Origin of the sequence: Desulfovibrio cuneatus DSM 11391 (assembly GCF_000430005.1) — a bacterium.
Classification (GTDB): Bacteria; Desulfobacterota; Desulfovibrionia; order Desulfovibrionales; family Desulfovibrionaceae; genus Frigididesulfovibrio; species Frigididesulfovibrio cuneatus.
In genome coordinates this window covers 36,650-49,809 of sequence record NZ_AUCY01000013.1, presented here as the reverse complement: position 1 = coordinate 49,809, position 13,160 = coordinate 36,650, and the positions used below count along the sequence as shown (strand labels likewise).

Annotated in this window: 8 protein-coding genes; all 8 read left to right on the top strand. The window is 52.4% G+C overall.

Going from position 1 to position 13,160, the window contains the following annotated elements; translation table 11 throughout:
- Positions 1-84 precede the first annotated feature (84 nt).
- The 8 genes from dnaN (at position 85) to G497_RS18880 (ending at position 13,026) form a co-directional block, all read left to right on the top strand.
- Entirely contained in the window at positions 85-1,236 is a 1,152-nt protein-coding gene (dnaN, locus tag G497_RS0103000; protein WP_027187034.1) for a DNA polymerase III subunit beta, read from the top strand.
- Complete coding sequence (gene gyrB, locus G497_RS0102995) at positions 1,236-3,659, top strand: DNA topoisomerase (ATP-hydrolyzing) subunit B (protein ID WP_027187033.1); 2,424 nt, start codon at positions 1,236-1,238, stop codon at positions 3,657-3,659. The genes dnaN and gyrB overlap by 1 nt, the downstream gene beginning before the upstream one ends.
- 411 nt (positions 3,660-4,070) lie before the next feature.
- On the top strand, positions 4,071-6,536 hold the full coding sequence (gene gyrA / locus G497_RS16440) for a DNA gyrase subunit A (RefSeq protein ID WP_034636367.1): 2,466 nt from the start codon (positions 4,071-4,073) through the stop codon (positions 6,534-6,536).
- A 310-nt stretch (positions 6,537-6,846) separates the two neighbouring features.
- Positions 6,847-7,680 carry a tetratricopeptide repeat protein gene (locus G497_RS0102980; protein WP_027187032.1) on the top strand — a complete coding sequence of 278 codons (834 nt, stop codon included), beginning with the start codon at positions 6,847-6,849 and terminating at the stop codon, positions 7,678-7,680.
- Positions 7,681-7,691: 11 nt separating this feature from the next.
- Complete coding sequence (locus G497_RS0102975) at positions 7,692-8,318, top strand: MBL fold metallo-hydrolase (protein ID WP_027187031.1); 627 nt, start codon at positions 7,692-7,694, stop codon at positions 8,316-8,318.
- A gap of 152 nt (positions 8,319-8,470) precedes the next feature.
- Positions 8,471-9,220 carry a flavodoxin family protein gene (locus G497_RS16435; protein WP_051257773.1) on the top strand — a complete coding sequence of 250 codons (750 nt, stop codon included), beginning with the start codon at positions 8,471-8,473 and terminating at the stop codon, positions 9,218-9,220.
- Between the two features lie 4 nt (positions 9,221-9,224).
- Positions 9,225-9,995, top strand: a complete 771-nt coding sequence (locus G497_RS16430; RefSeq protein ID WP_051257772.1) for a ComF family protein — start codon at positions 9,225-9,227, stop codon at positions 9,993-9,995.
- 331 nt (positions 9,996-10,326) lie between these two features.
- On the top strand, positions 10,327-13,026 hold the full coding sequence (locus G497_RS18880) for a hybrid sensor histidine kinase/response regulator (RefSeq protein ID WP_051257771.1): 2,700 nt from the start codon (positions 10,327-10,329) through the stop codon (positions 13,024-13,026).
- Positions 13,027-13,160: the final 134 nt, after the last annotated feature.

The window sequence follows — 13,160 nt, the reverse complement described above, 5'->3', positions numbered from 1 at the left end:
GTTCACTAAAAAATCAATAAAATCAAGCAATAAACTGACTTACGCACAAAGTGTCAGACCCTCTTATTACTACAAGGAGAGTATATGTTAATACAAATACAGAAAGAAGACGTCATCGAGGGTCTTCAAAAGGCTGCCAGCATCATTCCCCAGAAAACAGGAGCAGCCTACCTGCGTTCCATTTGGCTTCGGGCTGAAGGCAACAAATTGGAACTTCTCTCCACTGATTCAAATATTGAATTTAGGGGAAGCTACACAGCCACCGTTAAGCAGGAAGGCCTTTTAGGCGTGCAGGGCAGGGCGTTTGTAGAACTGATTCGCCGTTTGCCTGCAGGTGAAATTACTCTTCGTGCTGATGAAGCCGCTTCAGTGCTGCACATTGAACAGGGTCGCCGCCAATACAAACTGCCCACCAACGACAAAACCTGGTTCCAGAGCTTTTCCGATTTTCCAGAATCCGGCGCTGTTATGTGGTCTGGCGACTTTTTGCAGGAGCTCATTGACCGCGTCAACTTTTGCATTGGTGAAGAAGGCCTGGAAGCTATTGCCTGCATGATTTTAAAGCCCGCTGCCAATGAAAAGATTGAAGCCGCAGGCATGAACGGCCACCAGTTTGCCATGATACGCTTTAGCAACGATGAATTGCGTGGCCTGTTGCCCCCTAACGGCATTCTTATTCAGAAAAAATATTTGAATGAAATGAAAAAGTGGCTGGGCATTGATGAAATTGACGTAAACCTGGATGAAAAGCGGTTGTACCTGCGTACCACGGATAAAAAAGAAAGCCTTAGCCTGCCGCTTTCCGCCTACCAGTACCCGGACTACCACACCTTCCTGGCCCGTTTGGATGCCCCGGAAGTGGCCAGCCTGGAAATTTCCCGCGGGGAAGCACAGGAAGCCTTGCAGCGTATTCTTATTTTTAACACTGAAAGCAACCGCTGCACATACTTCCAGTTGACCCCTACAGAGGTTATTTTAACCGCAGCAGGGCAAGACGTGGGTTCCGCCACGGAAACGCTGGACGTGGCCTACCACGGCGCTGTGGAGCGCATTGCGTTCCCAACCCACAACCTGCTTTCTCTTCTTGACCATTTCAATTCTGCCAAACTTACCCTTTCGCTCACCGGTAGCGAAGGCCCATGCGGCGTGCGTGGGGAAGATGATGCAGAATACCTTGTTATCATCATGCCCATGAAAATTCTGGATGACACCCAGTTCAGTGAGGAACAGGTTTAATGACCCAGGAACCGACTAATACAACCGGCAATTACAATGCAGACAGCATTACCGTTCTTGAAGGCCTTGCCGCAGTACGCAAGCGCCCTGCCATGTACATTGGCAGCACCGATACCCGCGGCCTGCACCACCTGGTGTACGAAGTGGTGGATAACTCCATCGACGAAGCCATGGCAGGGTATTGCACAAAAATTACGGTACGTTTGCACCTTGATGGCAGCTGCTCAGTAGCCGACAACGGCAGGGGTATTCCTGTAGACATTCACCCCAAAGAAGGGGTGCCTGCCCTGCAAGTGGTTTTAACTGTCCTGCACGCAGGCGGTAAATTCGACAACAACAGCTACAAAGTTTCCGGTGGGTTACACGGGGTGGGTGTTTCTTGCGTAAACGCCCTTTCCCAAAAGCTGGAAGTAACAGTACGCCGCGACGGAAAAAAATACTCTCAAAAGTATGCCCGTGGGGTACCACAGGAAACGTTGCAGGAACTTGGCCCGGCCACCGGACACGGCACCACCGTACGCTTTTACCCGGACGAGGAAATATTCGAAACCCTTGAATTTTCCTATGAAGTGCTGCGTAAGCGCCTGGAAGAGCTGGCCTACCTGAACAAAGGGCTGGAAATTGAGTTCGCCGACGAGCGCACCAATGAAACGGAACTGTTCCGCTTTGACGGCGGTATTGAGCAGTTTGTGAAAGACCTTAATGCCGGGGAAGCGTCCATTCACACCCTCATTTACGGGTATGGAGAATCGCAAAATATTGTAGCAGAATTTGCCCTGCAATATAACGCCAGCTACAAGGAAAACACCCTTACCTTTGCCAACAATATTCGTACCAAGGAAGGGGGCACCCACCTTGCCGGGTTTAAAACCGCCCTTACCCGCGCCATTAACAACTACATGAAAAACTCGGACCTGGGAAAGAAGTACAAAATGACTCTTTCCGGCGACGATGTACGTGAAGGGTTAACAGCGGTTATTTCCGTAAAACTGCCCAACCCGCAGTTTGAAGGGCAAACCAAAACCAAGTTGGGGAACAGCGAAGTAGCCGGCCTTGTGGGCGGCATTGTGTACGACAAGCTCTGCACATTCTTTGAGGAAAACCCCAAAGACATCAAGCTGATTATTGAAAAGGCCGTGGACGCAGCCCGTGCGCGTGATGCGGCCCGCAAAGCCAAAGACCTGGTACGGCGCAAAGGGGCCCTTTCCGACAACGCCCTGCCCGGTAAACTGGCAGACTGCCAGAGCAAAGACCCCGCAGAGTCGGAACTGTTCATCGTGGAAGGTGACTCCGCTGGTGGTTCTGCCAAGCAAGGCAGAAACCCCGGCACCCAGGCTATTTTGCCCCTTCGCGGTAAAATATTGAACGTAGAGCGTACCCGCTTCGATAAAATGCTGGCCAACAAGGAAATCAAAGCCCTTATTACTGCTCTTGGGGCAGGGGTTGGCCTTGTGGGCGGCGAATCTGACGTTGACCTGACCAAGTTGCGCTACCACAAAATTGTTATCATGACAGACGCCGACGTGGACGGGGCGCACATTCGCACCCTGCTCCTCACCTTCTTTTTCCGGCAGTATAAAGAACTGGTGGAAAACGGCTATTTGTACATTGCCCAGCCACCACTGTACCGGGCCCATTCTGGTAAATTTGAAAAGTTTATTAAAGACGACCCCACCCTGAACAAGTATTTGCTGGAACGGGTCACCAAAGACACCATTATTCGGGCTGACAACGGTTTTGTGTTTGAAAACGACGGCATTCGCACCCTCACGGCAGACATTTCCTTTATACGCTCCTGTATGCGCGATGCGGAAATGGCCGATATCCCTGAAGGGGTGTTCCTTTCTTTCTTACGCTATGACCGTCTTATTGAGCCTTCCTGGTTTGCTACGGAAACAGCAGAAGCTGCCGCCTTTACTCAATGGGTGGAAACCCAGGGCTTTATGTTGAGCGTTCGTTTTGAAGAAACGGAATTTGAACCCCTGGTACGCCTAGTGTTCGAAGATAAGAAAAGTGGGCACCGCACCCGCATGGCACCAGAGTTTTTCGGTTCACGCATGTACAAGCGCGGCTGGCAGACACGGGCCGATATTGTGAACAACTGCGGCGGCCTGGACTTTGCCCTGGAACGCAAGGAAGGAACCCCCATTCCGGCCAAAGGCCTGTTTGAAGTGGAACGCCTGCTGTTTGAAGAAGCCCGTAAAGGCATCAATATTCAGCGCTACAAAGGCCTGGGTGAAATGAACCCGGAACAACTGTGGGTAACTACCATGAACCCGGAAAACCGCGTGCTGCTGCAAGTGACCATTAACGATGCAGAAGAAGCCGACGACGCCTTTGAAGAACTCATGGGCGACCGCGTGGAAGCACGCCGCGAGTTTATTGAAAGAAATGCCTTGAGTGTTCAGGACTTAGATATCTAGGTGAACTGGGGGAGGGAACCCCAAGGATCCAAACTCCTTGAGTTTCCCTCCCCCAGGAAACACTGATTTTATTCCGTTTGGTGGCGTTGCTCACTTTTTTTGAAAGGGGGCAGGACCGAAGAGTCCAGCCACCCGTTTCAAAAAAAGCTCGCGCCTTGCCAAACGAAAAAACTCAGCGTTTCCACCCTGCAATGATCGACATAATTGCTGCTATAACAGCATGAATATGATAATTTTGCTCCCCATGGCTTCTGGAACCCTTTAAAAATGGGTTCAGGAGGGTGGGGTGCGGGGAGGAAACTCAAGGGCCAAGGGTCCTTGGGGTTCCCTCCCTGCCAAAGCACACAAACCCTTGTTGCTATTACAAAGGGAGGCCCTTTGGATACTGTGAATGACGCCCCGGAAACGGGTTTGGAAACCACCCCTGGGGTGGATATAGAAAAAGAGCTGCGCAAGGCGTACCTGGAATATTCGCTTTCGGTTATTATTGGCCGGGCCATTCCCGACGTGCGCGACGGCTTAAAGCCTGTGCACCGCCGTATTATGTTTGCCCAGCATGAGCTTGGCAACGGCTACAACCGAACCCCCAAGAAATCTGCCAGGGTGGTGGGTGACGTAATTGGTAAGTACCACCCCCATGGCGACACGGCGGTGTATGACGCCCTGGTACGTATGGCGCAGGAATTTTCCATGCGCGACATGCTCATAGACGGGCAAGGTAACTTCGGTAGTATCGATGGCGACTCTGCCGCTGCCATGCGATACACGGAAGTACGTATGTCCCGGCTGGCCGGGGAGTTTCTGGAAGATATTGATAAGGAAACAGTAGCGTTCCGCCCCAACTACGACAACACCCTGGAAGAACCCAGCGTATTGCCCACCAAGGTGCCTAACCTGCTGCTTAACGGTACTTCCGGCATTGCCGTGGGCATGGCTACCAATATTCCCCCGCATAACCTTGGGGAATTGTGCGACGCATTACTGCACATGGTGGAAGAGCCTGAATGTACTGTGCATGACCTCATGGATTTTGTGAAAGGGCCAGACTTCCCTACGGGCGGGTTTGTGTTTTCCGGCAAAGGCCTGGAAGATGCCTATACCACTGGCCGTGGCTCCGTAAAGGTGCGCGGCAAGCTGGAAATAGAGCAGCGTAAAAAGGGCGGGGAAAGCATTGTTATTCGGGAAATTCCTTATGCCCTGAATAAATCCAGCTTGGTGGAAAAAATTGCCTTTTTGGTCAATGAGCGTAAAATTGACGGTGTGACCGATTTGCGCGACGAATCCGACAGACGCGGTATTCGCATTGTGCTGGACTTAAAACGCGGCTCCATACCCGATATTGTCATTAATTCGCTGTATAAATACACCCCGCTGGAAACGTCCTTTGCCTACAACATGATTGCTGTGGTGGGCAACAGGCCGCAACTGCTCAACTTGAAGTCTGCCTTGTTCCATTTTATGGAACACCGGCGGGAAGTGGTTATTCGCCGTACCCGCTACGACCTGAAAAAGTCGGAAGCACGGGCGCATATTCTGGAAGGGCTGCGCATTGCTCTGGATAATATTGACGAAGTGGTGGCACTTATTCGTGCTTCCAAAACGCCGCCAGAAGCTAAAGAACGGTTAATGACCCGCTTCTCGTTTTCCGACGTGCAAGCCCAGGCCATTCTGGACATGCGCTTGCAGCGCCTGACCAACCTGGAACACGAAAAAATTCTTGAAGAATATGCAGAACTCCTGAAGAAAATTGAGTTCTTTAAAAGCATTCTGGAAAATGAAGACGTGCTGCGTAATGAAATTCGCAAAGAAATTCAGGAACTGAAAGATACCTTTGCCACACCACGCCGCACCACCATTGAAATGGATGCGCTTACAGGCATTGATATTGAAGACCTTATCCCCGACGATGATGTGGTGATAACCCTTTCCCGGCGCGGGTACATTAAGCGTACCAGCCTGGATGTGTACCAGCAGCAGCGCCGTGGCGGCAAAGGCATTGCCGGCCTGCAAACAGGTGAGGACGATGTGATTCAAGACTTCCTGACCACTTCCAACCACCAGTATTTGCTGCTGTTTACCAACCGTGGGCGTATGCACCAGTTGAAGGCGCACCAAATTCCGGAAGGCAGCCGCACCGCCAAGGGCGCACACATTGCCAACCTCTTGCCCCTGGAAAAAGACGAGTTTGTGGCCACCGTGCTTACCGTGCGGGAATTTGCCGAAGACAAGTACTTCCTGTTCGTCACCAAAAAAGGCATGGTCAAGCGTTCCAGCGCATCCTTGTACGCCCGCAGCCGCAAAAGCGGTCTTATTGCCGTGGGCCTGCGTGAGGAAGATGAACTCATCACCGTGCGCGAAATATCGGACGATGCCCACATTGTGCTCACAACGGCAGACGGCCTTGCTATTCGCTTCCCCTTGAAGGATGTACGCCCCATGGGCCGTGGCACCTCCGGTGTAAAGGGCATTGCCCTGCGCGGGAACGATAACGTAGTGGCCTGCGTAGTGGTGGCTGAAGGGGCAGACGCCTCTATCATGAGCATTTCGCACAAAGGCTATGGCAAGCGTACAAAAATAGAGCTGTACCGCCTGCAAAGCCGCGGCGGCAAAGGGGTTATCAACTTTAAGACAACTCCCAAAACTGGTCAGGTTATCGGAGCTTTGGAAGTGAGCGACTCCGACGCGCTCATCTTGCTGACCTCAGACAATAAAATAATCCGCATCAGCGTGGGTGAAGTGAATGAAATAGGCCGCGCTACCCAGGGCGTGCGTCTGGTTAGCATGGACGGCAACGCCTTTGTAGCTGCCTTTGACCGCATAGACGAAGGCGCCAATGCCGAAGAAGGCAAAATAGAAGAAGATACTCCCGCTGAATAGTAAGAAATACTATTGGGGAGGCTCTGCCTCCCCAAACCCCTCCGCCAAGGGCATGATGCCCTTGGATCCCGCATCTACGTTTCCTTTTTCCACTTTGCGGAAAAAGGAAACGAAAATGGGGGTCAAGGGGCGTCACGTCCTTTAAGCCGACGGCAGTCGCGAGCGTAGCGAGCCGTAGAGTAAGGGCGAAGGGTGCGGGGAGCTTTGCTGACCCGCACATTTCCCCGAAGCCCGAACGGAGAAGGTCGGTTTGGGAGGCAGAGCCTCCCAATGTAGTTCTCATACCCCATCTTTTTTCCAGGCAACGCGTATGGCTGCACAATCTACATATTTTTCATTAGCACAGGGTACAGGCCGGGTATTGCTTGGGTGTGCTTTGCTGTGCCTGTTGTTTTTTGCCGGGGGGTGTAACCGCACGCCCGAGGTGGAAAACGACTTCCAGCTTGCCGAGGTGGCTTACGAGCATAAAGAAATTGCTGATGCTGAAATGCATTATGAGCGTTTTTTGCGTAAGAATCAGGAAAATGAAAAGCGCTGGTACGTGTGGCAGCGCCTGTTGGACATTGCCCTGAACTTTCGGCAGGAAAAGCGGGTAGCGCATTCCTACCTTGAAATTATGCTGGAAGAATTTGCCAGCGACCCTTTACGCAAGCGCATTATTCAAATTCAGTTGGCCGACGTGGCCGCCAGCCTGAAAGAGTATACCAGGGCCATAACGCTGTGGGAGTTGCTGGTGGCAGAACCCCAAACCCCGGCAGAAGAAAAGGCCGCTGCCTACATCAGCCTTTCTGGTGCGTATTTGCGGCGGCTGGACTTTACCCTGGCTACGGAAGCCCTGGAACTGTGCCTTGAATTGCCGGTAAAGCTGGCCACCAAGGTGGAGTGCCAATATGAACTGGCAACTGCCGAAGCCCTGACAGATAATTTGCCCAAAGCGGAAAAAACCCTGGAAGCGCTTATTTCCATGCCGGAAATAAACGAGGAACACCTGGTGCTGGGGCTTTTTGCCTTGGCCGATGTGTATGAACAACAGGAAAAATTCGCCAAGGCCAAAGCCCTGTACGAAAGCATACGCGATACCTACCCAAACCAGCAGGTTATTGCTATGCGCATTCAGGACTTAGAAAAAAAAGGTAAAAAATAGGAAAACATACCATGCTTTGCATTCACACCTTGCCCCTTGGGCCTTTGCAAACAAACTGTTATGTAGCGCACAACGCCAGCAGCGCTGTGGTGGTAGACCCAGGGGGCGACCCGGCCCCGGTGCTGGCCCTGCTGGAACAACAAGGCGTGAAGTTGACCCACGTGCTGCTTACCCACCTGCATTTTGACCACACTTATGGCGTGGCAAAGCTGGTGGAAGCCACAGGCGCTGCCTGCTATGCCAACGCAGACGATAACTATTTGCTGGGCCTGGAAATTGGCGCTGGCGGGGCATGGGGCTTTCCTAAAGTGCCAGCGTATCAGCCTAAGGCCCTGGCAGAAGGGAGCCTGGAGCTGTGCGGGGAGACATGCCAAATTATTGCCACACCGGGGCACACTCCGGGTGGCTTGTGCTTCTATTTCCCCAAAAGCAGCGTGGTGTTTGTGGGCGACACCCTGTTTGAACGCTCTGTTGGGCGCACAGACCTGGAAGGCGGCAATACAGAAACCTTGCTGGAATCCATCCGCACCAAGCTGTTTACCCTGCCGGAAAACACCACTGCCTACCCCGGCCATGGCGATTCTACCACCATTGGGGATGAGGTGCGCAACAACCCCTATGTGAGTGATTTTGCCTAAGAAAACGCTCATTTTTCCGTTTGGCGGTGTTACTCACTATTTTTGAAACAGTCGAGGACGGAAGAGTCCACTCCTGTTTAAAAAATAGCTCGTGCCTTGCCAAACGAAAAACTGAGCGTTTTCAGTAACATCTCAGCCGGGTAGCTTTGCTCATGCATAAAGTATCTTCCTTGCCGAATGCAGAAATTACCAACGCAGTAGCAACATCTAACCAACTGCCCTTAGTGCTGTGCGGCAGCCCGCGGGCTGGTGGCAATTCTGAAGTTGCCGCCACCCTGTTTGCTGCCACCATGCAGGAAGGTGGGGTGCCGTGCCGGGTAGAAATATTGCGCCAGCACACCATAACTCCCTGCAACGGGTGCGGGGCTTGTGCTGTGGCCGCGGCAAAAGGCACGTTGTTTACACCGGGCCAGGGCTGGCACCCCCTGCTGGGCTGCCCCCTTGCCAAAAACGATGCCAGCGCCCCCTTGCTGCATGCCCTTATGGAAGCGCCATGGGTGTGCATAACTGCCCCTATTTACATGTACCACTTGCCCGCCCTGGCCAAAGGGTTTCTGGACAGGTTACAGCCCTTTTGGAGCCAGTACCTTGCTGCTGAGGCAGGCCAAGTGCTCCCCGTAGTTTGCCCCCCTCGTCCTTTTTTCACCATTCTGGTGGCAGGGCGGGAACGCGGGGCAGAGCTCTTTTCCGGGTCACTACGCACCCTTCGCTGGGCCTTGAAGCCCATGGGCTTCACTTTTGCCAGTGGGCTTGAACTGCGCGGGGTAGATGGGAAAAATGACCTTGCAAGCAAGGCTGAAATTAATGGGCAGGTGCAGGACTTTGCAAGGGCTGCCCAAGCCCTTCTTGCCGGGGTGCATGGGGAAAACGCCTTGCCTGCCATGCAAGAAATAAAAGGGTAAGCATATGCCGGGGCACGGCGTGTGGCACGGGGTATGGGCGGAAAAGCGCTGCGCAGCCTGTTCTGCGCCGTTTGTTCCTTATGGGAGCAGTGGTCATGCCACAAGCCAGTATTTTTGCCCTGCCTGCCTGGAAAAGCTTATTGTGTTGTGTACCGGGTATTGCCCCTTGTGCGGTGAAATAGCCGCTTGGCCCCTATTGCCTCCTGCGCCGTGCGGCAGGTGTGTGCAATCGCCCCCGCCATGGAGCAGCTTTACGTTTTTTGCCCCTTATGAAGGACTGTTGCGCCGTCTTGTGCTTTCCTTCAAGTTTCAGGAAAAACTGGTGCTTGCCAACCCGTTGGCAGGACTAGTGCTGGCCAGGCAGGGGCCTGCCCCTGTGGGGTACACCCGGCTGGTGCCGGTGCCCCTGCATGCCCACCGTTTGCAGCAACGTGGCTATAATCAGGCGTATGAGCTGTGCAAGGCATTATATAGCCAGTGGCCGGAACGAGCTCGGCCTTTGCTCCTTCCTGAAGCGCTGGAACGCACCAGGGCCACCACCCCGCAGGCCCAACTGCCCCGTGCTGCCCGTAAGGAAAACATACAGGGCGTGTTTCATGTGCCGGAAACAAAGCATGTTGCCGGGCACAAGGTGGTACTGGTGGATGATATAAGCACCACAGGGGAGACCCTGCGGGCTGCCACCAAGGCCCTGCTGCGGGCCGGTGCGGTTGAAGTAGCCTGCATGGTGGTGTGCCGTACTTCCGTGCACCAGCGTAAACCTGAGGACCGCTGATTTCCAATACTATTATGAGGTTACTCCTATGGAAAGCTTTTCACGCATTACCGTGCACAAGTGCCTCCTGTTTTTTCAACCCTCATTTTGCATAATAGGCAGCTTTCCTGAGGCAATACCAATAACTATGAATTCATTTTTGAGGCATAGGGGAATGAATTTTATAGCACAATATTGATATTACTGATTTATTTATTTCAAGTTGTTGCCAAACGCCTCGTCTTCGTTTATTTCTTGTTGGACTGTTTTTTTTGGGGTATATTGCTTTGTCCCCAGCGTTTCAAGGGGAATTTGCTCTGCTTTTCCCCGTGTTTTTTAGCCAGAGAGTGCCATGGCCCTTTTTTCCTCCTTACGCCCCTTTCGCATACGCATTGGATTTTTCAATGCGTTTTGCCTGCTTTTGCTCCTTGCCGTAGTGCTTGGGGCTTATTTTGCGGGCATGCGTCATATAACTGCCATTGAAAAGAACGCTTCTTCCATTGAAGAAGAACGTATGCCCGTGCTTATGGAAAGCCAGCGCGACCTTATTACCTTAAGTGCGTTGCGCCGCATTGCTGAAGTGCTGAACCATTCTCCCAGTATTTCCCAGCGCAAAGAATTGCGCCTTACTGCCCAAGATTTGGTGAAGCGTAACTCCCGCGCCAGCGACAGCACTTTTTCTGCCATGCTTGTACAAACCATGGCAGATATTAATAGCCTTGCTGATTCCCTTGACGACCTGGACAAGCAATGGAACCAGGTGGCGGAACTGGAAAAAACGTACCACAAGGCTGTGCTTGTGCTTGGCAATGAAGCCATGAACAGGGACGACATCAATTTCCTGTTCCAAATAAGCTCCCGCGGGGTAATGTTTACCATTGCCCACCGCCAGTTTAACCTGGAGGAAGAAAACAGCCAAACCCAAACTCTGGTACAGGGGTTGCGCCGTGTTTTCAACAATATTGTGTCCACAAGCCCTGGGCTGGAAGTTGCATTAAAACCCCAACTGAGTGAAGCTGTATATGCCATCCAGGCCAGGATAGAACTACTGGCAAAAATTGGTGAACAAGCGCAACTTGCCCAGGATTTTTGGGAAACTGTTGACGAAAAACTCGTACTTTTGCGGGAAAATATTGCTGGTGGTACTGAAAGTTCCATTATTACGCTGTTGCGCTCTATTATAGACGCCGGGGAAGAACTGCGGTTTTTCTCCATGTGGTTCCTTGGGGCCACTGCGGTTGTTTTTCTGCTGTATTATTTTCTGGTTACCGGGCTTGTAACGGTGCCGGTGCGCTGGACTTCGCAAAAACTTGCGGCCCTGCGGGAAGGCAAGGAATGTGCCCCTGCACCCCATGTGTATATTCAGGAAATTGCCCTTGTGGTGCAATTGCTTGATACCTTCAGCACCCATTTGGCGGAACTGTATAACCGCACCAACCAAATGGAAGAAGGGCTGGAGCAAAAGCGTAACCTTGAAGCGGTTATGCATGCGGTTTTCCGCCTTTCCCTGGACGGGTATGTGGTGTGGAAGGAAAATTCCATTATTTCGGTGAGCGAAGGTGCCGTTGCCCTGCTTGGCCTTGGTTCGGAAGAAGAGGCCCTGCGCAACAGCCATTTACATACCCTGCTGTTATTGCAGGCCGGGGCTGTTCAGGAACGCATTCACCGCAATGGGGTATGGCGGGAAGAAGTTATGTTCATAACCCCGCAGGGTACGCATATTCCCTGTGAATTGACCCACGTGGCTATTCAGTATAGCGGGCAGGAATGCCTGCTCAGCTACGTGCGCGACATGCGTGAACAGCGCCGCCATGAACGGGCCCTGCTTGCAGCCAAGGAGCAGGCAGAAGCCGCTTCCCAGGCAAAAAGCGAGTTTTTTGCCCGCATGAGCCATGAAATTCGTACCCCTATGAATGGCATTCTCGGCTTTGTGAAGCGAGCCCTAGAATCTTCCCCCACAGAGAATATTCAGCCAGTGCTGCACAAAATTCAGGTTTCCGCCGATATTTTGCTGCAAATTATTAACGACCTGTTCGATTTTTCTGAAATGGAGCAAGGCAGGGTAACCCTTACCCCCCGGCCATTTACTGCCATGCAGGCCTTTACTGTAGTGGCTGGAGTGGTGGAAGCAAGCGCCAACGAAAAAGGTTTGGTATTTACTGCCAAAGTTGACGAACAGGTGCAGCACTTGCCCTTGTTGCTGGGGGACATTAGACGCTTCAGCCAGATTTTGTTGAACCTTTGCAGCAATGCCGTGAAATTTACCGACCAGGGGTTTGTGCGCCTGAGCATGAATGTGCTGCATAGCACTACGCAGGAAGTGACCCTTGCCATTATGGTGCAAGATTCCGGCGTTGGCATAAGCCAAGAGCAGCAAAGCGTTCTTTTCCAGTCCTTTGCCCAGGCAGATAGCAGCCTTACCCGCCGCCATGGGGGCATTGGCCTTGGGCTTATGCTGGCCAAAATGCTTACAGAGCATATGGGGGGCACCATTCAGCTTTCCAGTGCTCCTGGCAAGGGCAGTACGTTTCATGTGCAGGTGACTTTTCCATTGGTGCAACAGGCGCCCGCTGGCCCAGCCAAGGCGTTAACCGCAGCCGTGCCTGCCGCTGCCAATGGTGTTGCCAGTGCTGCGCCCAATGCTTCGATTTCAGCTCCGGCTGCGCCTACTTATGCAGGTAAGCGGGTGCTTGTGGTGGAAGATAATGAAGTGAACCAGGAAATCATTATGGCTTTTCTGGAAGATGAAGGCATTGTACCCACTTTGGCTGTGAATGGAGCAGAGGGGGTAGCCACATGGGAACATGGACAGTTTGACCTAATTTTGATGGACATTCAAATGCCTGTAATGGATGGCCTGAGTGCCGCCAAAGAACTGCGCCAGCGCGGCTGCACCTTGCCCATTATTGCCATGACAGCCCACGCCCAGGTAGAAGACCAGGAAAAAAGTTTTGCCGCTGGCATGAACCTGCACCTGACAAAACCCATTGATTATGTGAAATTGCAGGCATGTTTGGGGCATTTTTTACTTGGCAACCCCGTAACATTGTAATTTTTCCATGGTACTTACAAAAAGCCCCTGCACGTTGGTGCAGGGGCTTTTTTGGTATTTTTTTGCTTTCCCGCTGTGCCTGAAAGCAAATGCTGCTGTGGGTTCCAAGGGCATAATGCCCTTGGTGCAGGGGG

Excerpts from the sequence above, each read along its gene's own strand:
- G497_RS16430 (WP_051257772.1), top strand. The coding sequence starts at position 9,225 with ATGCCGGGGCACGGCGTGTGGCACGGGGTATGGGCGGAAAAGCGCTGC.
- G497_RS18880 (WP_051257771.1), top strand. The coding sequence starts at position 10,327 with ATGGCCCTTTTTTCCTCCTTACGCCCCTTTCGCATACGCATTGGATTT.
- gyrB (WP_027187033.1), top strand. The coding sequence starts at position 1,236 with ATGACCCAGGAACCGACTAATACAACCGGCAATTACAATGCAGACAGC.
- G497_RS0102975 (WP_027187031.1), top strand. The coding sequence starts at position 7,692 with ATGCTTTGCATTCACACCTTGCCCCTTGGGCCTTTGCAAACAAACTGT.
- dnaN (WP_027187034.1), top strand. The coding sequence starts at position 85 with ATGTTAATACAAATACAGAAAGAAGACGTCATCGAGGGTCTTCAAAAG.
- G497_RS16435 (WP_051257773.1), top strand. The coding sequence starts at position 8,471 with ATGCATAAAGTATCTTCCTTGCCGAATGCAGAAATTACCAACGCAGTA.
- G497_RS0102980 (WP_027187032.1), top strand. The coding sequence starts at position 6,847 with ATGGCTGCACAATCTACATATTTTTCATTAGCACAGGGTACAGGCCGG.